The sequence below is a fragment of the Cutibacterium porci genome, from assembly GCF_009696315.1.
Lineage (GTDB): Bacteria > Actinomycetota > Actinomycetes > Propionibacteriales > Propionibacteriaceae > Cutibacterium > Cutibacterium porci.
On record NZ_VUMG01000001.1, the window covers coordinates 332,289 to 358,206 of the forward strand.

At 61.7% G+C, this 25,918-nt stretch carries 17 protein-coding genes and 2 pseudogenes; 8 read left to right on the forward strand and 11 right to left on the reverse strand.

Annotated elements, in window-relative coordinates; genetic code table 11:
- Positions 1–77 precede the first annotated feature (77 nt).
- The 6 genes from FYJ43_RS01430 (at position 78) to FYJ43_RS01455 (ending at position 10,932) form a co-directional block, all read left to right on the forward strand.
- Complete coding sequence (locus FYJ43_RS01430; RefSeq protein ID WP_154562096.1) at positions 78–2,897, forward strand: MMPL family transporter; 2,820 nt, start codon at positions 78–80, stop codon at positions 2,895–2,897.
- Positions 2,894–5,269, forward strand: a complete 2,376-nt coding sequence (locus FYJ43_RS01435; protein WP_154561311.1) for a YhgE/Pip domain-containing protein — start codon at positions 2,894–2,896, stop codon at positions 5,267–5,269. Before FYJ43_RS01430 ends, FYJ43_RS01435 begins: the two co-directional genes overlap by 4 nt.
- Positions 5,270–5,297: 28 nt before the next feature.
- Entirely contained in the window at positions 5,298–5,489 is a 192-nt protein-coding gene (locus tag FYJ43_RS01440; protein ID WP_154561313.1) for a hypothetical protein, read from the forward strand.
- A 158-nt stretch (positions 5,490–5,647) separates the two neighbouring features.
- Positions 5,648–7,105 (forward strand): NAD-dependent succinate-semialdehyde dehydrogenase, encoded by a 1,458-nt coding sequence (locus tag FYJ43_RS01445; RefSeq protein WP_154561315.1) that lies wholly within the window; start codon positions 5,648–5,650, stop codon positions 7,103–7,105.
- Positions 7,106–7,229: 124 nt separating this feature from the next.
- Positions 7,230–8,516, forward strand: a complete 1,287-nt coding sequence (locus FYJ43_RS01450; RefSeq protein WP_326833221.1) for a chloride channel protein — start codon at positions 7,230–7,232, stop codon at positions 8,514–8,516.
- Between the two features lie 49 nt (positions 8,517–8,565).
- Positions 8,566–10,932, forward strand: coding sequence for a glycogen/starch/alpha-glucan phosphorylase (locus FYJ43_RS01455; protein ID WP_154561317.1), 2,367 nt, complete (start codon positions 8,566–8,568; stop codon positions 10,930–10,932).
- 64 nt (positions 10,933–10,996) lie between these two features.
- On the opposite strand, the pseudogene FYJ43_RS01460 reads toward FYJ43_RS01455, so the two are convergent.
- The 3 genes and pseudogenes from FYJ43_RS01460 to FYJ43_RS01470 form a co-directional block, all read right to left on the reverse strand.
- Positions 10,997–11,370 (reverse strand): annotated as a pseudogene (locus FYJ43_RS01460) (hypothetical protein).
- Entirely contained in the window at positions 11,367–11,990 is a 624-nt protein-coding gene (locus FYJ43_RS01465) for a sigma factor-like helix-turn-helix DNA-binding protein (RefSeq protein ID WP_154561319.1), read from the reverse strand. Before FYJ43_RS01465 ends, FYJ43_RS01460 begins: the two are co-directional and overlap by 4 nt.
- 148 nt (positions 11,991–12,138) lie before the next feature.
- Positions 12,139–12,333, reverse strand: coding sequence for a hypothetical protein (locus tag FYJ43_RS01470; RefSeq protein WP_154561320.1), 195 nt, complete (start codon positions 12,331–12,333; stop codon positions 12,139–12,141).
- A gap of 107 nt (positions 12,334–12,440) precedes the next feature.
- Here FYJ43_RS01470 and FYJ43_RS01475 point away from each other — a divergent pair, with 107 nt between their 5' ends.
- Positions 12,441–13,568, forward strand: coding sequence for a 6-phosphofructokinase (locus FYJ43_RS01475; protein WP_154561322.1), 1,128 nt, complete (start codon positions 12,441–12,443; stop codon positions 13,566–13,568).
- A gap of 9 nt (positions 13,569–13,577) precedes the next feature.
- Here the strand turns inward: FYJ43_RS01475 and FYJ43_RS01480 are convergent, their stop codons facing one another.
- From FYJ43_RS01480 to FYJ43_RS01490, 3 genes are all read right to left on the reverse strand, one after another.
- The gene (locus tag FYJ43_RS01480; RefSeq protein WP_154561324.1) at positions 13,578–14,165 is read right to left on the reverse strand and encodes a helix-turn-helix transcriptional regulator; all 588 of its coding nucleotides are present in this window, start codon (positions 14,163–14,165) and stop codon (positions 13,578–13,580) included.
- Positions 14,162–16,876 (reverse strand): multicopper oxidase domain-containing protein, encoded by a 2,715-nt coding sequence (locus FYJ43_RS01485; protein ID WP_154561326.1) that lies wholly within the window; start codon positions 16,874–16,876, stop codon positions 14,162–14,164. The genes FYJ43_RS01480 and FYJ43_RS01485 overlap by 4 nt, the downstream gene beginning before the upstream one ends.
- A gap of 164 nt (positions 16,877–17,040) precedes the next feature.
- Positions 17,041–17,316 (reverse strand): GNAT family N-acetyltransferase, encoded by a 276-nt coding sequence (locus FYJ43_RS01490; RefSeq protein WP_154562100.1) that lies wholly within the window; start codon positions 17,314–17,316, stop codon positions 17,041–17,043.
- A gap of 210 nt (positions 17,317–17,526) precedes the next feature.
- On the opposite strand from FYJ43_RS01490, the gene FYJ43_RS01495 reads away from it, so the two are divergent.
- On the forward strand, positions 17,527–18,981 hold the full coding sequence (locus FYJ43_RS01495) for a catalase (protein WP_154561328.1): 1,455 nt from the start codon (positions 17,527–17,529) through the stop codon (positions 18,979–18,981).
- A gap of 89 nt (positions 18,982–19,070) precedes the next feature.
- On the opposite strand, the gene FYJ43_RS01500 is transcribed toward FYJ43_RS01495, so the two are convergent.
- The 5 genes and pseudogenes from FYJ43_RS01500 to FYJ43_RS01520 form a co-directional block, all read right to left on the reverse strand.
- Positions 19,071–20,804: an ABC transporter ATP-binding protein gene (locus FYJ43_RS01500; protein WP_154561330.1), complete on the reverse strand. Its 1,734-nt coding sequence runs from the start codon at positions 20,802–20,804 to the stop codon at positions 19,071–19,073.
- The gene (locus FYJ43_RS01505) at positions 20,801–22,573 is read right to left on the reverse strand and encodes an ABC transporter transmembrane domain-containing protein (protein ID WP_154561332.1); all 1,773 of its coding nucleotides are present in this window, start codon (positions 22,571–22,573) and stop codon (positions 20,801–20,803) included. Before FYJ43_RS01505 ends, FYJ43_RS01500 begins: the two co-directional genes overlap by 4 nt.
- Before the next feature lie 32 nt (positions 22,574–22,605).
- Positions 22,606–22,890, reverse strand: a pseudogene (locus FYJ43_RS01510) (cobaltochelatase subunit CobN); the annotation flags it as partial.
- 339 nt (positions 22,891–23,229) lie between these two features.
- Complete coding sequence (locus FYJ43_RS01515; RefSeq protein WP_326833222.1) at positions 23,230–24,045, reverse strand: transcriptional regulator; 816 nt, start codon at positions 24,043–24,045, stop codon at positions 23,230–23,232.
- 45 nt (positions 24,046–24,090) lie between these two features.
- Positions 24,091–25,875, reverse strand: a complete 1,785-nt coding sequence (locus FYJ43_RS01520) for an oleate hydratase (RefSeq protein ID WP_154561336.1) — start codon at positions 25,873–25,875, stop codon at positions 24,091–24,093.
- Positions 25,876–25,918: the final 43 nt, after the last annotated feature.

The following is a 25,918-nucleotide window of genomic DNA, read 5'->3' on the forward strand; positions in this document are numbered from 1 at the left end:
GATGATGCATCGAATACAATACTGCATTGAATACATACTTGTATCGAGTGGTCTGCGGACACGTTCATTGCGAGGTGATGATGTCCTCCTTCCTTCACGATCTTGGGGCCTGGTGCTTCCGCCGTGCAAAAACCGTCGTCGCCGCGTGGTTGGGCCTGCTGGTTTTGCTCGGGCTGGCCATGGTCGTCCTGCACAGCGACTATGACGATTCCTTCACCATTCCGGGTGCTCCCTCTCAGGTGGCTTACGACAAACTCCAGGTGACCTTCCCGCAAGCCTCCGCGCTGAGCGCCAACGTCGTCGTCACAGTGCCTGATGGCACCGACATTTCCTCGAAACCGCTGCGCTCCCGGATCGAGAAGGGGGTTGAGGAGCTTAAGGGTCTCAAAGACGTGACCGGGGCGACGTCACCATGGAGCAGATATGTCACCGGGATGGTCAACAAAGACCGCACCGCAGCCGTCATCCAGGTGGAATTGGGCCAGGTGAGCGCGGTGACGTTTCCCGATTCCGGGCGTGACGACCTACAACGGGTAGGTCACGACATTCAGGCCGACTTGCCGCCGGGATCGCACGTCTATGTCGGTGGCCAGGCCTTCGAGGCCATGCTGCCGTCCCTATCAGTCACCGAGGTGATCGGCGTCGGGGTGGCCCTCGTCGTCCTCGCGATCACGCTGGGATCTCTGGTGGCAGCCGGGATGCCGATCATGACGGCTGTCCTCGGAGTGGGGATCACCTACTCGATCATGGCGATCCTCACCCGGTTCACGACGGTCAACTCCGTCACCCCGATGCTCGCCGTCATGTTGGGACTGGCCGTCGGGATCGACTACGCCCTGTTCATCCTCTCCCGACACCGCGATCAGTTGCGTGACGGCTTCGACGTGCAGGAATCGGCTGCCCGAGCCGTCGCGACTTCGGGTTCGGCGGTGATCTTCGCAGGGACGACGGTCCTCGTCGCCCTCATCGGTCTAGCCATCGCCAATATCCCTTTCCTCACCGTCATGGGCATATTCGCCGCCATTGGTGTAGCCCTAGCCGTCGTCATCGCCCTGACGATGCTGCCGGCGTTCATGGGGCTCATGGGGGAGAGATTGCGTCCGTGGAAATCTCGTCGAGAAGGGGGGTCGATGCCAGCTGTGGTGGCAGCAGGCCCGGCTAGCAACGAGAATGCCACAGCTGGTCCGGACGCGTCGTCGACCAGCGCCACGGCGGCTGGCAAGGAGGGACGAGGTGGGATCTTCGGGTGGTGGGTGCGCACTATCACTCGCCTTCCACTGGTGGCCATTCTCGTCGTCGTGGTGGGGTTGGGGGCCTTGGCTGTTCCGATGAAGGACCTCCACCTCGGCCTGCCCACCGCCGCAGAACTGCCTGCCGACAACACCGCCCGCCAGACCTACGACGTGCTGGAGAAGAAGTTTGGACCAGGATTCAACGGTCCGGTCATCGTCACCGCTGACATCGTCACGTCCACCGACCCGATGAAGATCGTCAATGGGCTCAAGGCGGATATTGAGAAGCTCCCCGGCGTCGACAAGGTCGCCCTGGCTGTTCCGAATCAGAACGCCGACACAGCCATGGTGCAGGTATTGCCCGCTACCGGTCCCACCGACGAGGCGACCAATGACCTAGTCCGCGAATTGCGCGACCACAAAGCTGAATGGCACAACAAATACGGGGTCGACACTGCCGTTACCGGGTTAACGGCTATCAAACTCGACGTCTCCGACCGCCTGGGAGGTGCCCTGATGCCCTTCGGGATTTTCACCGTCGGACTGTGCCTGCTGCTGTTGACAGTGGTGTTTAGGTCGATCGCGGTGCCTATCACGGCGACGATCGGCTACCTGCTGTCGGTTCTGGCCGCGTTCGGCGCTGCGCAGCTCGTCTTCAACCGGGGAATTGGCCTATTCGTGGTCAACCTTGACCGTCCGGTTCCCATCATCTCCTTCATGCCGATCGTCGTCATGGGCATCCTTTTCGGCCTAGCGATGGACTACGAGGTTTTCCTGGTGTCACGAATGCGTGAAGAATACGTTCACAGCGGTGATGCCAAGGGCTCGGTCATCAGGGGATTCATCGGTTCGGGCAAGGTTGTCACGGCAGCCGCCGTCATCATGTTCTCGGTGTTCGCCTTCTTCATCCCGGAAGGTATGAACGCCATCAAGGAAATTGCCCTGGCCCTGGCCATCGGCATCGTCGCTGACGCCTTCCTGGTAAGAATGACCCTCGTCCCGGCCGCCATGGCTCTGCTCGGCGACAACGCCTGGTGGCTGCCGACGTGGCTGGACCGCCACCTACCTCGCTTCGACATTGAGGGGGAAAGGATTGCTCACGAGGAGAAATTCGCCGAGTGGCCCACCCCTGATCACACCGAGGCCCTGCACGCTGAGGGGATCGGTGTCGATGGTCTCTTCGCTGACCTTGACCTGCACGCCGAACCCCATGAGGTGCAGGCCATCGTGGGGTCACGGCGTCGCGTCACAGCCGTCCTGCTGGCGGTTGGAGGACGACTCGCCCTCGACCACGGTTTGATGAGGTCGGGCGGACAACTCCTTCCTGAGCGTGCCTCAGCCGTGCGTCGGGTGGCGTGGTTCATCGACGCCGCCGACGCGAACCTGGCCGAGGAATTGCAGGCCGCCACCGCAGCGCTCAGCCATCCGCCCCGACGCCGTCCCCGTCTGTTCCTCATCGACCATGCCGACCAAATCGTTGAGCAATCTCACCGCGACCAGTTGGAATCCCTCATTCGCGACATGAACCGTGCCGGTGAATCTGCCGTGATCCTGGGAGCCCAGCGAGCCGGTCGTATTGACTGGCTGAGGCCACAGGCCGTCCATCACCTCGATGAGCATGACCTCAAACACAAACCCGAGCCGTCCCTCGGAGGTACCCGATGATGACCGAACGTTCCCACTCCACGATTAAGCTGCGGTGGACGGCGGTGGTCGCCTTGATCCTCATGCCGCTGTTGGTGGTGGCGGGCCTGGTCGGCACCACCTGGCGGACCACCGACCGGCTGGGGCAGGTGAAGGCCGCCGTCGTCAACGAGGACAAGGCCGTCAAAGTTCGTGGACAACTCGTTCCCATGGGGCGTCAGCTCACGGCGGAACTGGTCAATTCCGGGTCCCACATGACCGACGGCCACACCGTCGACTGGACTCTGACCGATGCCGATGGGGCCGCCGAGGGGCTGCGCGACGGCACATACTCGGTGGTTGTCACCATCCCGACGTCCTTCTCGGCCGACGCCACCTCCTACTCCGCCAATGATGCCGCTAAGGCCAGCCCTGCCGTCATCGACGTCACCACCTCTCAGACCTCTCCAGTCTCCGACACGGCCGTTGCCGCCCTCACCGCCCAAGTGGCGCGGCGCTCCCTCAACACCACCCTGACCTCGGGGTATCTCGAGAACGTCTACATCGGCTTCAACCAATTCGCCCAGCAGATGAAAAAGATGGCCGACGCAGCCGCCAAGCTCGATGACGGGGCGACGAAACTTGCCGACGGCACGAAGACGTCAGCCGCCGGAGCGGCAACCCTGGCCGCCGGTATGACGAGGCTGGATGACGGAGCCCGCCAGCTGCAGGCCAACGGCGGCAAGCTCACCGACGGCGTCTCTCAGCTTTCGGGCGGCCTTCACACGCTGTCCGACAAAGGACAACAGCTCAGCGACGGTGCGAACGGTCTGGCTAGCGGGGTGGCGACCTACACCGATGGCACCGGCAAGGTCGTCGACGGTATCGGTCAGCTATCTGCTGGGCTGACAACGATGGACCAGAAGGTCAGCGCGGCCACCGCCAAGATCGACGCCTCCCAGCTCAACCAGCTCACTGACGGGGCGAGCCAGCTAGCGGACGGCATCGACCAGTTCACCGGTGGCCTGGTCGGGTATCGCGCCGAGATCCGTCAGTACGCCTCCGGAGAGAAGACTGCCAGCCTCAACAAGGAGGCGTTGTCCAAGGGCGAAGCGGACTTCCTGGCGCGCTGCCAGCGCAGGCACACGGCACAGGATTGCCAGACCCTGCTGCCCCTCGTCCGCGACGCCATGACCGACGGATACGCCCTCGGTGTGAGGGCTGGATCGGCGGTGGCCGTCAAGGCGATGGCCATCAAGGATCCCAACTCGGGTATGAGTATCGACGACGGCATCGACCAGCTGTCTGACGGCTCCTCGCAACTGTCCCAAGGGGTTGACAAGTTCACCGACCAGATGCGTACCGGACTGCCCACGATGGTCGGCCAGATTGCCCAGTTGCGCGATGGCATCCACCAGAGCGCTGTCGGTGCTCAGACCCTGGCCACCAAGTCCCAGCAACTCAAGGACGGCGGGGCCAAACTCTCGGCGGGGGCTGCGACGTTTGCCAACGGTGTCGACGCCTACACCGGCGGGGTCTCCAAGGCCGCCGCCTCGACCCCGATGCTTGAGCAGGGGGTCAGTCAGTACGTCGGCGGCGTGAACCAACTCGCTGACGGGGTGGCGAAGGCTTCTGCGGGGGCCGGCACTTTTGCGTCCGGGATGGCGAAACTCAACGACGGGGCCCAGAAACTCGCCGACGGCACTGGCACGTTCTCACACGAGCTTTCGGCGGGGGCCACAAAGGTGCCGACCTACTCCCAGGATGATCGCACCAAGCTGGCCGACGTCGTCGCCACTCCCGTCAACGGGGATGGCCCTGCCATTGCGACCTCGGTGGCCGCCGTGGCGGTCTTGCTCATCCTTGGTGCCTGGATCGCTGCACTAGCGACCTGGCTGGTGGTTCGCACGGTGCCCTCGCGGGTGCTGAGGTCTGCGCGCTCGACCCTAGGGTTGGTGGTCCAGACGATGTCAGTTGGCGCGATTGTGACCATCGCGGTGAGCATTGGCCTGGCTGTCGTCGGCTCAGTGGCGTTGGGACTCTCGCTGCCCCGATCAATCGCGCTGGGAGGATTGCTGCTCCTCGTCGGGGCGATGTTTGGCCTGGTCAACCATACCCTGGCCGCGTGGCTGCATGGTGCCGGACGCCTCATCAGCGTCGTCATGGCGACGGCGAGTGTTGCTGCCGGGTTGGCGAGTACCGTCCCCGCCCCGGTGCACTGGGTCGACGCGATCTCTCCGCTGCGGCCTTCCTTGCAGGCGGTGCAGGCTGTGGTGGCTGGGAACACTCCCAGTTTCGGATCATTGCTGGCGGTCGTGATATGGGCGGTGGCGGCCCTCATCGCCAGTCTGCTCGCAGTGGGGCGACGGCGTCAGATCAGTGCCAAGGAACTCCTGGCCACCAGTGCAGCTTAGGCGTGCTGCAGCGGCCTAGAGTGGCACCATGAATAAACCCCTCCTTGCGAGTCTTACCGTCCTGGCCAGCGTCATTGCGGTGACCAGTCTGATCCGCTCGGTTCGCAGGGATTGGATCGACGAAGTATGGCGATTCGGCATGGAGGGGATCGACGAGGGTCCCGACGACGAGCAGTCCGGTGGCGACCAGGCCCGTCACCATCGCGAACCTCATCGGTGAGATGACAGTGATCCGTCGCACTTTGTCTTGGGCGGACTCCTCGTCACGCGTCGTACTGGAGGTCGAAGTGCAGGGTCCTTCGGCAGTGGGAGGGCGTTCCCCTCCCCGTGAACATCGAACCCCCGCAACGCGTCGATACCCCGTCGTAGGGTTGATTCATGACGACCAACGACCGTTCGCTGCCTTCCGATCTTCCAACCCAATTACTCATTGACGGGGAATGGGTGGACGCCGAGGCGTCCCGCACTTTCGACGTCATTGATCCCTCCACCGAGAAACCCCTCATCGCTATCGCTGACGCCTCTGTTGACCAAGGCACCGATGCTCTCGACGCAGCCGTCCGTGCCCAACAGTCATGGGCTGACACCGCCCCACGGGAGCGTGCCGAGATTCTGCGCACGACGTTTGATCTTGTCACCGAGCGCAAGGACGACTTCGCTCGCCTTATGACCCTCGAGATGGGTAAACCGCTTGTCGAGTCCTACGGCGAGGTCACTTACGGTGCTGAATTCCTACGCTGGTTCTCCGAGGAGGCGGTGCGCATCCGTGGTGACTACGGTCTGCTGCCGGAAGGCAAGATTCGTCAGCTCATCACGAAGCGCCCCGTCGGTCCGTGCCTATTCATCACGCCATGGAATTTTCCGCTCGCAATGGCTACTCGCAAGATCGCACCGGCCTTGGCTGCTGGATGCACCGTCGTGATCCGTCCAGCCTCGGCCACCCCGTTAACCACGTTGCTGCTCGCCAAGGTGTTCCTCGATTCTGGTTTGCCAGCTGGGGTTGTCAACGTCATCACAGGTCGCGACCATGCCGTCACTGATGCTGTTCTGGAAGATCCGCGGCTGCGCAAACTGTCCTTCACTGGATCCACCACGGTTGGTGCGAACCTGCTGGCTAAAGCTGCCAGACATGTGTTGCGCACGTCGATGGAGCTCGGCGGCAACGCTCCTTTTATCGTTTTCGACGATGCCGACCTGGATCAAGCCGTTGCCGGAGCCAGGGGTGCCAAGATGCGCAATATGGGCGAAGCTTGCATCGCTGCGAACCGCTTTATTGTCCACGAGTCGGTAGCTGAGGAGTTCATCGACAAAATGGTGACGATGATGTCAAGTCTGGTTGTCGGGGACGGCTTGGATGACAAGTCCGAGGTCGGGCCCATGATCACCGACCACGATCGCGACAAGGTTGACGGTCTGGTGCGTTCGGCGATTGAGGCCGGGGCAACTGTGCGCTGTGGTGGTGAGATTCCCGAGGGCAAGGGCTGGTTCTATCCACCGACGGTGCTCGCTGATGTCCCCGCCGACGCTGAGATCATGCAGACTGAGATTTTTGGACCGGTTGCCCCGATCACAACCTTCCGCACCGAAGAAGAAGCGCTGGCCCTCGCCAACTCGGTTCCGGTCGGACTGGCTGGATACGTGTTTACTCGGGACACAGCACGCATTCTGCGGATGGGACAAAAGTTAGAAACCGGCATGATCGGCGCGAATCTTGGAGTGTTCTCTAACGCGGCTGCCCCATTCGGGGGAGTCAAGGAATCCGGGTTGGGTCGTGAGGGCTCTTACCAGGGTATCGAGGAGTTCCTAGAGACGATATACGTCGCTCTCCCAGCTTGACAGCGCCACAATCAGCCCGGCGTGCCACATACGCGCAGTCTTACTGAGCTTTATGTGTCCCCATGAGCGGGCACGCTCAGCGGTCGAGCCGGAATCGAGGGCCGGTGGCGGTAGCGTCAGGCACGTGGTCTCTTCCCGCCTTCGATGTATCGCCGCCGTCGTGTTGACGGGGGTAGCGTCGGGCCTCATCGGTGGTGTCACGAGCCTGCTGTCCCACCTTATTGAGACCTGTGCCTTCGGTACGCCTTTCTCCTCATCGACGACGGGTGTCGGGAAGGTCGTCATGTGGCGACGCTTCGCCGCGCCGATCGTGGGCGCCGTCATTGCGGGTTTAACGTGGTGGCGGCTACGGCCACGCCCATCCGGGTCGATTACGTCGGTGCGAGAAGCTGTCGATTCTGGGACGCGGCTACGCCCAGCGCAGACCATCGTTGACGCCCTTGCCCAGCTCGTCGTCGTCGGGTCGGGAAGTTCACTAGGCCGAGAAGCGGCACCCCGTCAGATGGCCGCGCTGGCCGCTCAAGGGCTGTCCGACAGTTTTCGAATTGACACTGCCACCCGGCGGGCTTTGCTGGCCAGTGCTGCCGGCGCCGGTTTGGCTTCGGTTTATAACGTGCCTATCGCTGGAGCGTTGTACGCCCTAGAGCTGACTGTGCGCCCTAACCTTCGCACCAAACGTGGCTGGGGACAGGTGGGAGTTGCTGTCGTCATCTCGGTGCTGTCAACAGTGACGGCCTGGCTGTTTAACCACAACCGGCCCATATACCGCTCACCGGTCGCCACAGTGACGGCGACCGGCCTGTGCTGGGTGCTTGTTGTCGTCGCGGCGTCGACTCTGGTGGGAGCCGGGATGGGAGTGCTGTTTGGCGAAATGAAGCGGCGAGTTCCAGTCACCTCCCGGCTGTGGTGGACAGTCCCGGTGGGATCGCTCGGGGTGACCGTCGTCGCTTTAGCCGTACCTGAGGTGGTCGGAAATGGCCAAGTCATCGTCAACCTGGTGCTTGCACACCCTGTGGCCCCGTCCTGTTTGGCGATCTTGCTCGTTGGCAAGATCGGTGCCACGACGATCGCTCTACGATCCGGTGCCGCCGGCGGTTTGCTCACCCCTTCCCTGTCCGCAGGCGCTCTCGTCGGTGCGTTGATAGCGGCGGCGGCGGGGATCGACGCACCCTCGCAGGTCGCAATGATGGTGATCGTCGGAGCCGGCTGTGTGCTGTCTGTGACGCAGCGTGCTCCGCTATTTGCGGCCGTCTTCGCGCTAGAACTGACTCAGGCTGGAGTCGTGGGAGTCCCCGTCGTTCTTGCAGCAGTTGTGCTCGGCTGGGCAGGTTTCGTTATGGTTAGTCGACGCGGACGTGGCACCCATGGGCGGATTGGTCGAGCTCCCGGGAATGCGTCTGATTCGCGGTAGTCTGAGCGCGATGTACCAGTGTGGCACCCCCTATAGTCAAGGAAGGCACATGACTCAGGACCTGGCTTCAGCAATCGCATTCCAGGTGCGATCGACCTCGGGACGTTCCGTCACTGCGTCGACCCCTATGGAGGTGTGGCAGGGATTGTCGGCCGCCGTTGTGGGCCACGTCGCAGATGACTGGCAAGCCACTGACGCTGCTTACAAGGCTGGTCGTCAGGAGCACTACTTCTCTGCTGAGTTTTTGATGGGACGAGCTCTGCTCAATAACTTGTCAAACCTCGGTCTCATTGACCAGACCCGCGAAGCGCTCGCGACCTTCGGCATAGATCTATCCCAGGTGCTTGAGCAGGAGCCCGACGCCGCGTTGGGTAACGGCGGCCTCGGCCGTCTGGCCGCATGTTTCCTTGACTCCTGCGCAACTCTGGAGCTACCTGTCACCGGCTACGGAATCCTTTACCGTTACGGCTTATTTAAGCAGCTCTTCGATAACGGCTTTCAGACTGAACATCCCGATCCGTGGATGGAAGAGGGCTATCCCTTCGTCATTCGCCGCGAGGAACAGCAGCGCATTGTTCGCTACGCCGATATGTGGGTACGTGCTATTCCCCACGACATGCCAATCACTGGTTATGGGACCCGCAATGTCGGAACCTTGCGGCTGTGGAAAGCCGAGCCGATGGAACAATTTGATTATCAGGCTTTCAACTCCCAGCATTTCACCGACGCCATTGTTGAGCGCGAGCGGACCTCCGATATCTCGCGCGTCCTCTACCCCAACGACACCACCTTCGAAGGCAAGGTATTGCGGGTGCGTCAGCAGTATTTCTTCTGCTCGGCCTCCCTGCAGGAAATCGTCGATAACTACATTGCGCACCGCGGCGAGGACCTCACTGACTTCGCCACATATAACTCGATTCAGCTCAACGACACCCACCCCGTACTGTCCATCCCCGAACTCATGCGCATTCTCCTTGACGAGCACGGTATGGGTTGGGATGCGGCATGGGATGTTGTCACCCACACGTTCGCATACACCAATCACACCGTGTTGGCCGAGGCTCTCGAAAAGTGGGAGATGCAGATTTTCGATCGCCTGTTCCCACGTATTTCCGAGATCGTCCGTGAAATTGATCGCCGTTTCCGCGAAGACATGAATAATCGCGGCCTGGATGGCCAGACCATCGAGTACATGGCCCCGGTCAGTGGCAACCAGGTTCGGATGGCGTGGATCGCTTGCTACGCCTCATACTCCATTAACGGCGTCGCCGCCTTGCATACCGAGATTATTAAGCGCGAGACCCTCAAAGAATGGCACGCAATCTGGCCGGAGCGGTTCAACAACAAGACCAACGGTGTCACTCCACGCCGCTGGCTTAACCAGTGCAATCCGCGTCTGGCTGCCCTGCTGACTGAGGTCACTGGGTCGGACGCGTGGGTTAAAGATCTCTCGGTGCTCGCTGACTACACGGATGCTGTCGATGACTCGGTTTACGACCGCATCAATGAGATTAAGCACGCCAACAAAGTTGACTTCGCGTCCTGGGTAGCAGAACGTGAGGGTGTCGAAATTGACCCGGACGCCATCTTTGACGTCCAAATTAAGCGACTACACGAGTACAAGCGTCAATTGCTTAACGCCTTCTACGTCCTTGATCTCTACTTCCGTATCAAAGACGAACCGACCCTCGACGTTCCCAAACGAGTTTTTGTCTTCGGCGCTAAAGCTGCCCCCGGCTACATTCGCGCTAAGGCGATCATTAAGTTCATCAACGAGGTGGCGCGTCTCGTCAATAGTGACGAGGATGTCAATAGTCGGATCAAGGTCGTTTTTGTTCACAATTACAACGTCTCTCCGGCTGAACACATCATCCCGGCTGCTGATGTTTCCGAGCAGATTTCGATGGCGGGTAAAGAGGCCTCGGGTACCTCGAATATGAAGTTCATGATGAACGGTGCGCTCACGTTGGGCACCTTGGATGGGGCCAATGTTGAAATACTTGACGCCGTCGGAGACGAGAACGCCTACATCTTTGGTGCCACTGAAGAACAGCTGCCCTCGCTCAAACGGGACTACGACCCGCGTTGGCATTACGAGAACGTGCCAGGTCTCAAACGGGTTATTGATGCGCTAACCGACGGCACTCTCGACGACAACGGTTCTGGCTGGTTCCACGATCTGCGTCAGAGCCTCATGGAACCGGGCTGGGAGGGCCCCGACGTCTACTACGTGCTGGGCGACTTCGAGTCCTACCGAGACGTCAAAGACAAGATGGCCGCCGATCACGCCGACTCCCGCGGCTGGGCGCGCAAGGCCTGGGTGAACATCACCAAGTCTGGACGGTTCTCCTCGGATCGCACCATCCGTGACTACGCCGAGCAGGTGTGGAAGCTGGATCCGGTCAAGGTTAAGTAGGGGTCGGGGCTAAGCGAGCGTGCTGCACGTGCGACTGGCTACGGATCATTGCGCATGCCCTCGATTAGCCCCACAGAGCTTTGGCTGCCACCGCGAGGAGTACCGACCACAGTGCTGACGCCATCGTTGTGATGATGAACTGTTCTATGGCTGCGCTCGATTCCTGGTGGGCCTTCGTCGCATCCGATCCCGGAGTGGGTTGCGATTTCAGTTCGGCATAGCGGGCAAGGGTCTTGACACCAAGGATGACGGCGACCCCTGACGGGTAGCAGGCCAGGATGGCTGATTCCCAGCCGCTCCAGATATCCGATCCGTACCACCGCGCAGCAGGCCAGTGTCTCCGCCGGTGCGGACTCCGGCGGCGTGGAAGACCAGGCAGACAACATATTTGCCGCCCCACACTGCGGCGAGAACCAAGAGAGCGACAGCGATTCTCATTGCGCGTCTTGGGCGAGGTCGACGGCGAGCTGCCGGGTTTCAACGAGGTACTCCCAGCGAGCGCGGGTGAGTCGTTGGCTCACAGCAGAGGTGCTGATTCCGAGGGAGCGCGCTGTCTCATCGCTGCTCATAGACAGATCGTAGGACATGGCAACGTCTCGGGCTGCGGGGCGCATGCCTCGGGCTAAGTCGACGACAACCTGGGATACCTGGCTGAAACGTCGCATCTTATTGGTGTTGTTGGGACAAACGTGGATCGCTGCACGGCGTCGTCGGCACTCCTCGATTGCTTCTCGGGCCAGTATGTAGGCGGGCCCTCGTGCTGCGCGCGTTGAATCGGGTAACGGAGTATTGACGTTGCCGCGAGAGACGCCGATACGCCATTGTCCAGAGCCGACCGTCCACATGGCGTGGATGAGGCTGGCGGGATCGGTGGTGAGGGCCTGAATTTCGTCGCCGGAGGTTCGTTCTGGAGGAAGAGCCCATTCAGGAGTGCCGACACTGTGACCCGTGGGGCTCACGAGTAGTGCGGGAGAGGTCAGGGCATGAAGGAGATGGGGCACCTCGTCGTCATGACGACGACTGTCGATTTGGTCGGCAAGAATGACCCAGACGAGCATGGAGCCGCTCCTTTCCCGTGCTGTTTTCGTCTGCCGCCGTTGATTTAGGGAATAACCTAAATAATGCGTCTGTAAAGGGTAGAGCCTTATGTGGCTGCCTTGGGGCGGGGGTGTGGTAATTCGGTGAGAAGGCCAGCCCGTTGCCATCTCAAGAGGTTCGTGCAGCGTTTTCTCGCACGATTGCCACGGCTGGGCTGCCTGACGTTGTGACGTGCTGGGCCGCGATGATGGTTGGCGCAATCTCGATGGCCGCCGCCTGCCTAGCGGTGGCTACCTCACTCAACCCTGGGCCAGCCCCGCCACCGTGGCAAACGTGTTCGATATGCCGGCAGCTGCTTGCCACTATGGCACCTGGCTCGAAGGTGCGCACGATTGCCACGGCGGCCCGCAGTGATCTCGGCGCGATTCATGGAAGGATGGGTACCACCCGACATAGATTCAGGAGTCGTCATGTCTAAGAAAAAGAAGGTCGGCATTCTCACCGCAGGCGGTGACTGCCCTGGCCTCAACGCCGCGATCCGTGGGTTTGGCAAGGCCGCAATCCGTCAACACGGTATGGAGCTCGTCGGCATTCAAGACGGCTTCCTCGGATTAGCGGAAAACCGCACCATCACGTTGGGTCCGCGGGCTCTCTCGGGCATCTTGACCGTCGGCGGGACCATCCTGGGAACCAGCCGTGACAAGGTCAATCACATGATGATCGACGGCGAGGAACGGGATATGGTCCCCACCATCGTCGAGAATTACGAGAAACTGGGACTCGACGCTCTGGTGACTTTAGGCGGCGGTGGCACGTCCAAGAACGCATACAAGCTCGCCAAAGCCGGACTCAACGTCTTGCATCTGCCCAAGACGATTGACAATGACATCGTCGGAACCGACGACTCCTTCGGGTTCTCGACGGCGCTAGAGATCGCCACACAGGCCATTGACCGGCTGCACTCTACCGCCCACTCTCACCACCGCATCATCCTCGCCGAGATTATGGGTCACCGTGCTGGATGGCTAGCTCTCGGGTCGGGTATCGCTGGCGGCGCCGACGTCATCTTGCTACCCGAGGTGCCCTACAAACTGGACTCCATCGTCCAAGCGGTGGAAAACCGGCAAAAGCAGGGGTTGAATTTCTCCGTCATTGCGGTGGCTGAGGGGGCTCGCGACGAGGCTGATTCAGCCGCGATGGCAGGTGCTCAGGCCCTTGTTGATGCTTCCAAGACCCCTGAGACGAAGGCGGCCGCCAAGAAAGCCAAGAAGGACCTTGAGCATTCCATGCGTGATAACACCCTCAAACTAGCGACTCAGCTTGAGGAGGCTACCGGGTTAGAGTCGCGGGTGTCGATCCTCGGCTATGTGCAGCGCGGCGGTATCCCGTGTGCCCACGACCGTCTGCTCGCCACCCGGTTGGGAACTATGGGGGCCAGGCTTGTTGACGACGGTGAGTTCGATATCATGGTCGCTGCAAAGGGCGGGGACGCCACGACGGTGCCGTTGAAAGAGGTCGCTGGCAAGGTTAAATACGTGCCTGCTGATCACCCATGGGTGAAGGCGGCACGTCAGGTCGGGACTGGCCTAGGCGACTGAGGGTTCCCGTCAAGGCGATACGTGTACCACGCACCGGACTCCGGGTTTGGCGTCAATCGTCGCGGCCTGCCCCGTCACACCCTCGATGACCCCGCGGTGCAAGGAGCACACCACCTGGGGCTGATCGCGAGCGAGGTCGAGGAAGGGGCAGTGGTGCAGCATGATGCCATCCTCCTGTCGGACCGGGGAAAAGCCCATGTCATCGAGTACTGCGACAAGGTCGCCGGGCTGATGCTGGCCCCAGCGCTGTCCAATGCGCATCGCCGTGGCCGTCGGGTGGTCGCTGGCGGTCAGCGCCTCAACGAGCATCGCAGATAGTAACCGATAGGCTCGTGGCCCTTCGTCGCTGACAAGGGTAAAGATCGTGCGCGGGCGGCCTCGGGTGGCCCGGTGCTGACGTGTCATCTCCACGCGTCCCTGCTCGACCAGGCGATCGAGATGGAATCGCGCTGTGGAGGGGTGGATCCCCAGATCGGCGGCTATCTCGGTGCTCGTCGCGGAACCGCCACGTCGGCGCAGGGCATTGGCGACCTCGTCGATACGCTTTTGCGACCCCGGATCGACCAGATTCGCGGTGTCATCGTGTCGTGTGTTCATGCCGTCACCTCAATGAATCCCTTAGCACCGCGCTCCATCTCCACGAAGGAGTGGTTAACAAAGGTGTAGCGTCCCGGCTCCTCAAAGACCATTTCGACGAAACCTCCCTGGGCGCTGGCTAAATCGAGGGCTTGGGAACCGCCGCCTTCTGGATTGCCACGCTTGAGGATATAGGTGCCCTCCTTAAAAACAGTGTCGAATTGGGTTCCGACGACGTGGAAGGAGCACCCCCGACTCGGGCCAGCTGCGAGCACCCAGATGCGCACCCGTTCGCCGACCTTGGCCTTGAGAGGCTCGAAGACGTACTGGTTAGCATGGCCATTAAACATCGTCAGATCAGGGGTTTCGTTAGCAATTTTGGCGGTATCGACTTCTGCGCCGTTGTACTCGCTGAGGTAGGTCTCCGACTGCACTAGGTAGAACTGTCGGTCAGCGCTGGGCAGATCATGCGGGGGCACGATGACGGCCCCAAACATTCCCGCCGCAATATGGGCCGACATCGGAGCGGTGGAGCAGTGGTAGAGCCAGATTCCGGCGCGATGCAGGGTGAAGTTGTAGTCCAGTTCTTGCCCTGGTGCGATGGTGCGCATCACCTCGTCAGGGGAGACTGTGCCAGCGTGGAAGTCCAGGGAATGAGCCATCGTTGACTTGTTAACGAGGTGCACGCGCATCTGGTCGCCAATCCGGGCGTGGATGACTGGGGCCATGTAGCGGCCGTTGTAGGTCATGGCGTTGATAGTGGTCTGCGGGGCGACCTCCTGCACAGCGTCCTCGGCGGTCAGCGTCATCGTGTGGGCCCGCCCGGCCAGAAGTGGGGGAAGCACGGCGTCGCGCGGTGTGAATTCCCCACCGGGGGCTTTGGTGAGGTCTATCTTGCGACGAGGACTCGCGGTCTCGGTGTGGCGATCCGGGTCGCTGGTGGCCGGCAAGCCATTGACCCTGACGTCAAGCACCATTCCCATCGATTTGTGCCCGACGATGGTGCACCATCCCTCAGTTGGACGGGTAACGACCCCGACATTGACGGTGGCGTGGGCTCCGGGGGCAAGGCGCGGCGAGTGAGCCCCGTTGGCGAATTGGAGGTCGTGTACCTGGTTTGGGTCTTTGTTGGTGATCCCGACGACGAGCCGGTCACCGGCCGGGACGGTAATCGTGTTGGGGTGGTATTTCATTCCCTCAGCCGTAATGGCGACCCTCGTGGTGTGACCAGTAGGCGCGACATTTCCGGCGGTTGGTGAACCATCGGTTGGAGCGGACGCGTCGAGTCGATGGCCGACCGCAGCTGCGGTGAGTGCCGTGGCTAAACCAGCGAAGGCCCCGACGAAGGAGCGGCGATCTGGTGGTGTGGTGGCGGCAGGTTCGACGGCATTCTCGGTGGTCCCGGCCACAGCGGACCGATCCGGAGGTTGCGTGGTTTTCTCGCCGGAATCGGGGGCTTCTGCCTTCATGGGAGGAGCTTGCCGAATTGCCATGCCCTTTTCCTTCAGCATGGGAATGCCGGTGCGCACCATCGCGGCGGTAGCTGGCAGGAAAGTTGCCAATCCGACGATGGCCATCGCCATGCCGATTCGGCGGGTCCACATGCCTACCGCGAGCACCCACAACAGCAGGCCGGCGTTGGTGATCGTGGCGCGCAGTGCCCCGTAGGCGTGCATCTTGGCGTTGGTGGCTCGGACGATCTTCGGCCCACCGCCCATCACCATCGGCATGAGGTAACTCATCGCTCCGATGAGGAGTTGGAGCAAGAACCCGACGATGACAGGCACAGACAGGGTGAAGATGTCGTCGGCGAGCAGACGGGTGCCGGTGGTAGCCAGCTTCCAGACCAGCCAGACGAGCCACACCAGCATCCAGCACATCGCCGCCGCCATTGTGAATCCGGGGAAGTCGCGTGGCGGCTTACGGGCAGCGCAGGCCACAAGGTCGCCCAGCACGATGCAGACGCCGGCGATGTGGGTTGTCACGCCCAGGGCAGCCAGCCACCACAGTCCGCACAACGCACCGATGCTCGTCACCACCACCGCAATGAGCATGACGCCCAGAGCCACCCTGCCGTGGCGATCCTGGGAGGGCTGCATCTTGGTGCGAAGCACGGTCGGCCACAACGTGATGAGGGTGCCGACAACGGTCAGACCGACGAAGCCGAGCAGGTTGAGGGCTTGGTGGGTTACCAGGAGGCGGGTCCGCCAAGGTTCGGTGGGGGAGAAGGTCATAATCGCCCCGAGAGTCGCTCCCAGTGGCAACAGACTGGCGGCCGCGCAATAAAACCACACCGTCGACGTGAACCGTCCCGGCAAGGCGTGGCGAACTTGGTGCGCGAGGGCAAAGGCGTACCATGTCAATGTCGATCCGACGACGGCGGCACCAACGACGCTCACCCACGGCCACGTCGCCACCATGCCGACACAGGCGACGACGATGCCGACTGTGAGTAGCCTGATGCGCAGCACCTGACGACGACGGTCGGCGTCAGTGAGGTTGTTGTGCAGGATTGCCTCGGTGAAATACTGGCCCCACACCATGATTGACGTCGTCGCGACGCCCAATGTGACCATATGTATTAGCAGCCATCGCGACTGTGGGATCCATGGGCTCACTATCGCCACAATGAGCAGGGCCGCTAACCATCCCGACACCGGACGCGACGCTTTACGGTGCCAACTACGCCTATTCGTGTCGGGCGTGTGACTGGCGCGCATGATTTCAGGCATGGCTGCCTCCTGGGCGGGAGTGTGGTGAGGGCGTGCCGGCCCCGACCATGAGCCAGGCCCGGCGCGACCTGGCGGAGGAAAAGGACACGGCGAATCCTTTTTGACTATTGGATCCTTAAAATACTATGCCTGCTGACGCCATCCCCGTACATCGCGGGTGGATCTCACACCACCTTGACCGGATGGTCGGGATGCTTATCCAACCAGCCCTTAACGAACGAGCACTCTGGGTGCACCGCTAGATCCTGGGATGCGATGTCGTCAAGAGCGAAGCGTGTCAATGCGCTGCCGACCCCTTTTCCAGCGAAAGCGTCGAACACTTCGGTATGAGGCATGACGATGACGCTGTCCTCACGTCGAAATTCAGTGAACCCGGCGAGTTCACCATCAATATGAGCCTCGTAGCGTGATTGGTCGCTGTTTTTCGTGACGGTCGTCATGACTCCATTGTTACCAATGATGGTGCGCGCCGTCGCCGTGGCGATCTGGTTTGGAATGGGAGCTGATGCCATCAACGGTGGTAGCTGGGGCACCGATCGACACATTCGCCACACGCGGATCGGGATACCGTAAGGCGATTCAGCTCAATCCCCTTGGGCATGACCCAACATGGCGGCAGGGTAGAGGTGTACCCGAAGAACGGAGTCGTCATGTCCATTGATCCCAGCAAACCGTCAACGAACGCTAATGGGTCACCAGCCCCCAGCGACGACTACTCACTGACCGTCGGCGCTGACGGCCCGGTGGTGCTCCACGACGCGCATCTCGTCGATACCTTGGCCCACTTCAACCGGGAGAACATCCCTGAGCGCAAGCCCCATGCCAAGGGGTCGGGGGCTTTTGGTCACCTCGAGATCACTGCCGATGTCTCGGAATACACCAAGGCGGCCTTCCTACAAGAGGGCCAAGAAACCCCGATGCTGGCCCGATTTTCCACAGTCGCTGGCGAGCTTGGCAGTCCCGACACCTGGCGTGACGTGCGTGGGTTCTCGCTGAAGTTCTACACCGACGAGGGCAACTTTGACATGGTCGGCAACAACACCCCGGTGTTCTTTATGCGCGACCCGATGAAGTTCCCGCACTTCATTCGTTCCCAGAAGCGGCTGCCAAGTTCTGGCCTGCGCAGTCCAAACATGATGTACGACTATTGGTCGCTGTCGCCCGAATCGGCTCACCAAGTCGCCTATCTCATGGGGCCGCGCGGCATTCCGCTCAGCTACCGCACGATGAACGGCTACTCGTCGCACACCTACTCGTGGATCAACGCCGACGGCCAGATCACGTGGGTGAAGTACCACTTCATCAGTGACCAGGGAGTCCACAACATGACCGCAGACCAGGCCAAGGACATCGTCGGTGATCACCCTGACATCCACCGCGAGGATCTCTTCAACCACATTGCCGACGGCGATTATCCGTCGTGGACTGTCAAGGTGCAGATCATGCCCTACGACGAGGCCAAGGATTACAGGTTCAACCCATTCGACATCACCAAGGTGTGGTCGCACAAGGACTACCCACTGCACACCATCGGCAAGTTCACCTTGGACCGCAATCCGGAAAACTTCTTCGCTCAGATCGAGCAAGCCGCCTTCTCGCCGTCCAACACCGTTGAGGGCACCGGGCTATCGCCAGACCGCATGTTGCTGGGCCGCGTTTTTGCCTACAATGACGCCGCCCGTCACCGCCTTGGAGCAAATTACGAACAGCTTCCCGTGAACCGTCCGGTGATGCCGACTAATCAGTACGCGTTTGACGGCCAGATGACGTTCGAGCACTCCGGATCGGCACCCACCTATGCCCCAAACTCGTACGGTCGCGCTTTCGCCACCGGCTATCGGGAGGGGACAGAGGCAACCTGGCAGGCCGACGGCGAGTTGATCCGCGCTGCCCAGACCCGGCACGCTGACGACGACGATTTCGGTCAGGCCCACACACTGGTGCATGACGTGTTCTCGCAACAGGAGCGTGACGAACTCGTTGACACCCTGGTGGACCTACTCACCAACTTCGACATGGAGGAGCCGGTCATCGGCAACACGCTGGCGTACTGGCGCAGCATTGATGCCGATGTGGCCGATGCTCTTGAGGCCAAGGCACGCTGATCCCATCCTGACGATGAACCCTGTGTTCCCGCAGTGTGATCCCCTGGAGAGCTGAGGTTGTCGGGGGGATCACACCGTCAGGGATCAGCTCAGTGCTGGTCCGACCACACCTGCCACAGTTTGGCGAAGGGGCCGTCTGCGTTACGCAGCTGCTCGGGAGTCCCGACCTCCACGATCCGGCCGTCTTCCATCATGGCAACCTCGTCAGCCATCGCCACCTGGGAGAGACGGTGAGCTACCACTAGCGCGGTGCGGCCTTTGACCACCTCGGTGGCGGCCTGGTCGAGTACCGCCGCTTTTGAACTGCCCGCCTCGGCGGTGGCCTCGTCCAAGATGATGATCGACGGATCAGCCAGCAGGGCCCGGGCCAGCGCCACCTGCTGGGCCTGGGCTGGGGATAGTTGAGTTCCCAATCGTCCCACCATGGTGTCAAGACGGTTGGGCAAGGTGTCGACCCACTCTGCCCCGACGTGGGCCAGCGCCTCCTGTACTGCTGCACGAACCTGATCCGCGGTGTCTGCAGATGCCGGCAGACCTAGGGCGACATCGTCAAGAAGGCTGCCCGAAAAGGTGTGGATTTCCTGGCTGATGAGCACGGTTCGGGCGCCGTTAGGTGACATGACGATCTCACCGGACCGAGGCTCCAGTAGCCCGGCGACTAGTGCTGCCAGGGTGGACTTGCCGGCGCCAGACTCCCCGACGAGAACCATCGTGTGTCCGGCCGGAATCTCTAGGCTCACCTCGTGAAGCACATCCGGGCCGTCCTGGTAACCGAAACGTAGCCCGTCGATGCGGACCGAGGCTGGACGGGTGTGCTCAGTGGCGGCGGGTTCCTCGTGGCGGTCCTGGATGACTCCAACGATTCGTTGCAGACACACCCAGGCGGCCTGCAAGGTGTTGAGGAACATCAGCAGGAACCGCACCGGAGAGAACAGTCTCAGCAGCACGAGGATGGCTGTTGCCGCTGCACCGACGCTCAGCCGGTCGGTGGTGACGAGGAAGTATCCAGTCCACGCCACGCCGATGGTGGCTACGGCCTCCCCAGCCAGCAACCTGACGATCAGGGTGTTACCGAGGAATCGTCCCCGTAAATTCCAGCGGATCGCCTGCCAAGATCCGCTCGCCACTGTTCGGGTGCGCAGGTTCTCCAGTCCGAAGGCGCGCACGACGTCGAGGCCGTGAATAGTGGAGAGGATGTGTTGGGACTGGGTCGTCGAGGCGCGTCTTTCAGCCTGGTAGACCGGCGGAGCGGTGCGCAGAAAATCCTTGATCGCTAGGCCGTAGAGCGCTGAGGCGATGAGCAACGGTACGGAGAAGAGCGGGTGCAGGCTGGCTATCGCGCCGATCGACACGATCACCATGATCATGGTGTTGACAAGGCGTGGAAGAGCTCCGTTGGCCGCGTCACGGACTGCCGTGACGTCGTCGGAGGCGCGCGAGACAAGGTCAGCCGTACCAGCTCGCTCTACCCGCTGTTGATCCAGCCCCAGACCGGATTCGATCATCGATTCTCGCAGTCGGGTGACGATGGTTGTGAAAAAGGACGGCGTCAGGGCCTGAGCGGCACCGTTGCAGATCCCCGACCCAATCACCGCGACCGCCATGACAATGGCCGGGGTGAGCAGCGACGCGGGTGGACGATGGGCCCGGGCGGCATCGACGATCCATCCAGTCGCCATCGGCACCGCCAGATCGAGCAAAGATGCCACAATGATGACGCTTACCGCCGCGACGAAGTATCCGCGCACGCCACGTGCCGCCCGGTGGACCTCCTGACGAACGTGGGCGGGCGTAGCCAGTGGCAGCCAGCGGGGAGTGCTCATGACAGCATCCCCCGGTAATCCTCCCGGGCCAGCAACTCACGATGGGGGGCGCGGGCAACCTCGTGACCGTTCTCGTCGATCATGACGACCTCGTCCATCCGATCCAGAAGGGCCGGAGAGGTGGTGGCTATGACGGTGGTGCGGCCAGCTCGTAACTCCTGCAACCGTTTCGCGATGGTGGCGCTGGTGACGGCGTCGATGCTGGTGGTGGGGTCAACGAGCACGAGGCCGTCGGGGGAATGCAGCAAGGCTCGGGCCAGGGCCAGACGCTGACGCTGGCCTCCAGAGACATGACGACCCCCCTCCCCGACCTCGGTCTCCAGGCCACGCGGGAGCACCTTGATGACGGTGTCTAGGGCGGCGGCGTTCACAACGGCGTTGAGTTTGGCCACCGTTGTTTGGCGATCCAGCACGATATTGGCCCGAGCGGTATCGTCAAAAAGCTCTGGGGAGCGGGGAGCCACCAGCACGAGACGACGCCGCTGGGCAGGATTGAGACGGCTCGCCGGCACACCGTTGAGCATGGTTTCAGGGCTGTGGTCGATGGCCTCTGCAAGGGAGTCACACACGGGCTGGGGGGCGACGATACCGAGATGGATTCCGGCGGGGATGTCGAGTTCGAGGCCTAGGTCCGCCATCGGGACGCGGAGTTCTACCGGGCCGTCGCCGGGAGTTGTGCGGGCTCCATCGTCGGGATGGACCGGCCAGGCGGACGGACAGTTCCTTAGCTCGCAGAACCTGTCCCCGGAGGCGGTGGCGCTGGCAAGTATCGTTGCGGTGTCGACGCCGAGGGCGCGAAGCGGTGGGCCTAGGGTTTGGGCCAGACCTACCACGGTGACAAGGTCTCCGACGCTGATGTGTCCGGCCAAGGTCAGCCACCCTGCCAGCACTGTCAGCGCCGTGATGAACACTCCGACCGAAGCGTTAATGGCCCCGGTATAGATTCCCCTAACCCTTCTAGTCCGCAGAGTAGCGGCCAGCCCCTCTCGGCTGGCGACACGGAATCGGGTGGTAGCTCGACGCTGTGCCGTCAACCCCTGTATGACTCGCAGACCGCTGGCGAGATCGGCGGCTGATCCGGCCACTTCAGCCTCCGTGCGGCGCTCCCGGCGAGTGCTGCGCTTGACCGGGCTGACCCCCTTGACCGACGCCAGGATGAGCAGCGGGACGATGCATACCGTCGTCAGCACCAACCAACCGTTGATGAGGGCCATCGCGATGAGAGAACCGAGCAGGGTCACGATATTGCCGGGGATCGAGGTCAGGGCGATGAAGGCTCGCGACACTGCTCGAACGTCGGTGACGACGACAGCGAGGAGGTCACCGGCAAGCCGAGGTTTTCCGCCGATTCCCTCCGGGGCGGTGACCCGGTCGAGGGCCTGAACCCGTAGGTCGTGCTCGGCCAGCCCTGCCCCCACATTGGTTTGCATTCGCACTGTCTGGGCTAGCGCGCGGACTATGTAGGCCAGCGCCACCAGGGCCAGCCAGCCTGCGAGGGCGGCGGCATGTGCGGCCACCACTCCATCGTCAATGGCACGACCGAGGGCCATCGGAACCCCAATGTTGACCAGGCTGACGAAGGCCGATGCGATCGACCCAGGTAGCAGCCACCTTTTACCATCGTGGGCCGTTCGACGCACCACGCTTCGCCCGTCATGGGCCTCGCTGACGTCGATGAGGGGCGCGTCAATAGGTGGCGGGGTCTGGTTGGGGATGCGTGGCAGCCAGCTCAGTCGAGGGTGCCAGTGACGGCGCGGAATGCCGGTCATGCTGACCCTGGACCTCCGATTGATTCGAGGGGGCGTCGCCTCATGCGGGAGGGATCCGAGGAATCACCGACGAAGGACATTGGTGCCTCGCCGCGCACCGTCGTTGCTGCAGCAATGAGTCCGCCGTAGTAGTTGTAGAAATCAGTGCAGCTGAGCATGTCGTACTCACGGGTGTCTTCATTCTTGACGGTGACGTCCATCCGCGACAGGGCAGCAGTGAACCTCTCCGTCTCGACCTCCCCGAACACTCCCTCCCCGTAGGCGTGGGATGATGCCGCGATATAGGCCTGGCCCAGGTCGGCCTTGTCTTGCCATGCCGAGGGCAGCGATGAGGGCTGAGATCTTTCGGGGCGACGTCTTCGGAATACTCACGCGATTCTTCCTACGGTCATGCCGCAGGACTCGCTGTAACACCTTATGGGCTCGGCAGACTCCTACGGCGAGAGTCATCAACTGCCACTCCGCAGGGAGTCGACCGGACTGAGCCGTGAGGCATCACCGTTGCGCGACAGTGTCGGATTTGCACCGACTTCGCTCACTGAGGAGTGCCCCGGATCGAGCCCGATTCGAGGCAAACGCAGATTAGCACCCCGATGTGGATGTCAAACGCGCAGGGGCGGTGCACGGGGTTGGCCAGGGCGGAGACGTCTGTGGCGTCACCGCCTGGCAGTAGTGCTCAGGTGCCGAGAGGATCTCGCCGCGAGCCGACCGACGACCTCCCACGGTCGTTCTGGGGCTACCAGACCGCGCAGCTCCTCGACGTCACCCTCGTCACAGGCGAGCACGAGGCAGGTTGACGGTCCACCAGAGTGATTCAGGTCGACTCCTGTGGTGTGGAAGGTGGCCTGTAAGCCTGCGGTGGAGGCTAACTGTCTGGCCTCCCATGCCACCCCGTGAGATCCGACCGGGATGCAGTCGTGTACTTTGCCCGAGGTCATCAGCGCCCGAACTTCTGCGACGTCGACAATTTCGCGTCGACCAGGGGTGACGTCGTCGTCGGGGGCCGAGATTGGCGCGCCGACACATACCATGGCGTCGCCGTCGAGGGCCGTCGGCAGGTTGTCGGGCATGACGCCGATGATCGTCACTCCGATGCCAGTTTGGGTGGTAGCGACGTTGTCTTCTGTGGAGCCTGTCACCGCATCTGGGCCGATCCCGGCGGCGACCGCACAGCGCCGGAACTCGTCGATCATGGGCTGGGCCGATGCGCTGTCTTGACACAGTGTGTCGACCAGGATGAGCGGAGGTGCGCCGGCGCACAGTAACTCCAGTAGCGGCACCCGCGCCCCCAAATGCGCGCACCACACCGGGTCGGCTGGGTAGGAGTCGTTGGGGCGCGGCCCAATACCGCCGATCGTGTCGCAGGCGATGACCAGACGGGAGGCTGGGATGTCGGCTAGTAGGAGGTCGCGCAGCCGGGTGACGGACACGTGCGCATGGCTTGGGGATTGGACATGGTTCGGGGCGGTCACGGTGTCATTCAACCGCGACCGCCCCGAAACCGCATCGTCAGGACGTCACGGCAGGATGTCTTCAAAGTAGGTGTTCTTCAACAGCTTCGACAACAGCCAACCGCCTGGCAAATGCCCGTCGTTGAGTGTCTTCGCCGAGGCTAGCAGCGCGCGAATGTCGTACTGTGCTGGCCAGATCGGTGGAATATCGCGGTCGAGGTCGAGCAGTCCGTAGACGGCCATCATTGCGGTACGCGCTGATCCCTCAGTGGTGAAGATGCAGTCGTCTGGGGTCTCGACGAACTGGCCTAGGCAGCCGAGGTTGACGCAACCGTCCGGTATTACCTCTGGGCGATCTCCCTTGCCGCGCGGCATGAAGAAAGCTGTCACCCATGGCATCGTCGCTATGCGCACCTTGGTGTGGGCCTTGATTTCCTCGAACTGGTCAAGCAGATCGAAGTGGTAGCAGTACTCCTTAAGCAGCTCCTCGCCGGTGCACTCCAGCATCGACTTCTTGATGAGGTCGCCCTTCTTGAGCGGGTACAAACCGTAGGCCCACGCGACTCCCCAGTCTTTCGGCTGGCCATGGAACTGCGGCTGACGGTTCATCGTCAAGGAGATGCACCACGACGAGTCCTCGACGGTGATAATGCCGCCGGTGACGGTGCGCCCGGACAGCGGATCGTTACCGGTCAGCTCCTTGATCTTCTTGAGGAACGGGTGATCCGCCCCGATGAAGTTGAAGCTAATCGACTGCCACACCGTCTTGTCGGCGTCGCTGCAGAAGACGTCAGGACGTCCGAAGACCGGGGACCGACGCACCAGGTTGCGCCACAACTCCCAACCGGCCTGCATGTCCTTGTGGTAGGGGGCCGGGGTGTCCATGTCGCCGTATCCGGTGCACTCGGTGAGCGAGCCGTTCGTGACGAGAACGATGTCCTTAGCGGTCATGTCGATGCGATGCTCGCTGCCCTCCTTGTCGCGCCACAGGATGCCGCGGGCGATCTTGCGATGAGCGGTGATTTCGAGGTCGACGTCGTAGACAAGGGTGTCGTACCGGAAATTGACCCCCTGCTCGGTGAGCCACTTGACCAGCGGGACGACGAACGAGTCGTATTGGTTGTAGCGGCTGAACCGTAGGCAGGATAGGTCGGAGAACCCTGGCAGCAGGTGCAAGAAGCGGTGCATGTACCGCTTGAACTCCGTCAAAGATTGCCACTGCTCGAAGGCGAACATTGTCTTCCACAGTGTGTAGAAGGTGGAATTCAGGAAATCATCGTCGAACCAGTCTTCGATGGACTTGTAGTAGGTGTCGGATTCCTTAGCCAGTAGCAGTTTGATGACGGCGAGCTGGCCCTTCTTGTTGATGCCCATCTTATAGGTTGAACGCTTCTGGCCGCGGTTGTTAATAATGCGGCAATGGTTGACGTTCGGATCGTTCTCATTGAGGATCCGGAACTCATCCATGACGCTGTAGGGCTCGGGCATCTCGAGAGCTGGGATGTCCTTCATAACGTCCCAGAAGCATTCGAAATGCTGCTCCATCTCACGGCCGCCACGGGCAATGAATCCCTTTTCGGTGTCGCCAGATCCGTCGAAAGCGCCGCCCGGCTCGGAAAGTTCCTCAAGGATCGTGACGTTTTCTGCGGGCATCTTGGCGTCACGGATGAGGAAGACAGCTGCGGTAAGGGCGCCAATACCGGAACCGACGAGATACGCCTTTCGCTCGGCAATGTCGTCCGGGGGAATGGGGTGATTCTCGGTATAGCGGCCAAGGTCGTTCTGGACGAATGGGTTACCGTCCGGGCTAACTGGGTAGCTGCGCTGATAGATGTGCTGGAAGTTCGTCATGACGTGCTCCTCATACGACTCCGCCAGAAGTTCTTCGGTGAAC

Excerpts from the sequence above, each read along its gene's own strand:
- FYJ43_RS01430 (WP_154562096.1), top strand. The coding sequence starts at position 78 with ATGATGTCCTCCTTCCTTCACGATCTTGGGGCCTGGTGCTTCCGCCGT.
- FYJ43_RS01435 (WP_154561311.1), top strand. The coding sequence starts at position 2,894 with ATGATGACCGAACGTTCCCACTCCACGATTAAGCTGCGGTGGACGGCG.
- FYJ43_RS01440 (WP_154561313.1), top strand. The coding sequence starts at position 5,298 with ATGAATAAACCCCTCCTTGCGAGTCTTACCGTCCTGGCCAGCGTCATT.
- FYJ43_RS01445 (WP_154561315.1), top strand. The coding sequence starts at position 5,648 with ATGACGACCAACGACCGTTCGCTGCCTTCCGATCTTCCAACCCAATTA.
- FYJ43_RS01455 (WP_154561317.1), top strand. The coding sequence starts at position 8,566 with ATGACTCAGGACCTGGCTTCAGCAATCGCATTCCAGGTGCGATCGACC.
- FYJ43_RS01465 (WP_154561319.1), bottom strand. The coding sequence starts at position 11,990 with ATGCTCGTCTGGGTCATTCTTGCCGACCAAATCGACAGTCGTCGTCAT.
- FYJ43_RS01475 (WP_154561322.1), top strand. The coding sequence starts at position 12,441 with ATGTCTAAGAAAAAGAAGGTCGGCATTCTCACCGCAGGCGGTGACTGC.
- FYJ43_RS01480 (WP_154561324.1), bottom strand. The coding sequence starts at position 14,165 with ATGAACACACGACACGATGACACCGCGAATCTGGTCGATCCGGGGTCG.
- FYJ43_RS01485 (WP_154561326.1), bottom strand. The coding sequence starts at position 16,876 with ATGCCTGAAATCATGCGCGCCAGTCACACGCCCGACACGAATAGGCGT.
- FYJ43_RS01490 (WP_154562100.1), bottom strand. The coding sequence starts at position 17,316 with ATGACGACCGTCACGAAAAACAGCGACCAATCACGCTACGAGGCTCAT.
- FYJ43_RS01495 (WP_154561328.1), top strand. The coding sequence starts at position 17,527 with ATGTCCATTGATCCCAGCAAACCGTCAACGAACGCTAATGGGTCACCA.
- FYJ43_RS01500 (WP_154561330.1), bottom strand. The coding sequence starts at position 20,804 with ATGAGCACTCCCCGCTGGCTGCCACTGGCTACGCCCGCCCACGTTCGT.
- FYJ43_RS01505 (WP_154561332.1), bottom strand. The coding sequence starts at position 22,573 with ATGACCGGCATTCCGCGCCGTCACTGGCACCCTCGACTGAGCTGGCTG.
- FYJ43_RS01520 (WP_154561336.1), bottom strand. The coding sequence starts at position 25,875 with ATGACGAACTTCCAGCACATCTATCAGCGCAGCTACCCAGTTAGCCCG.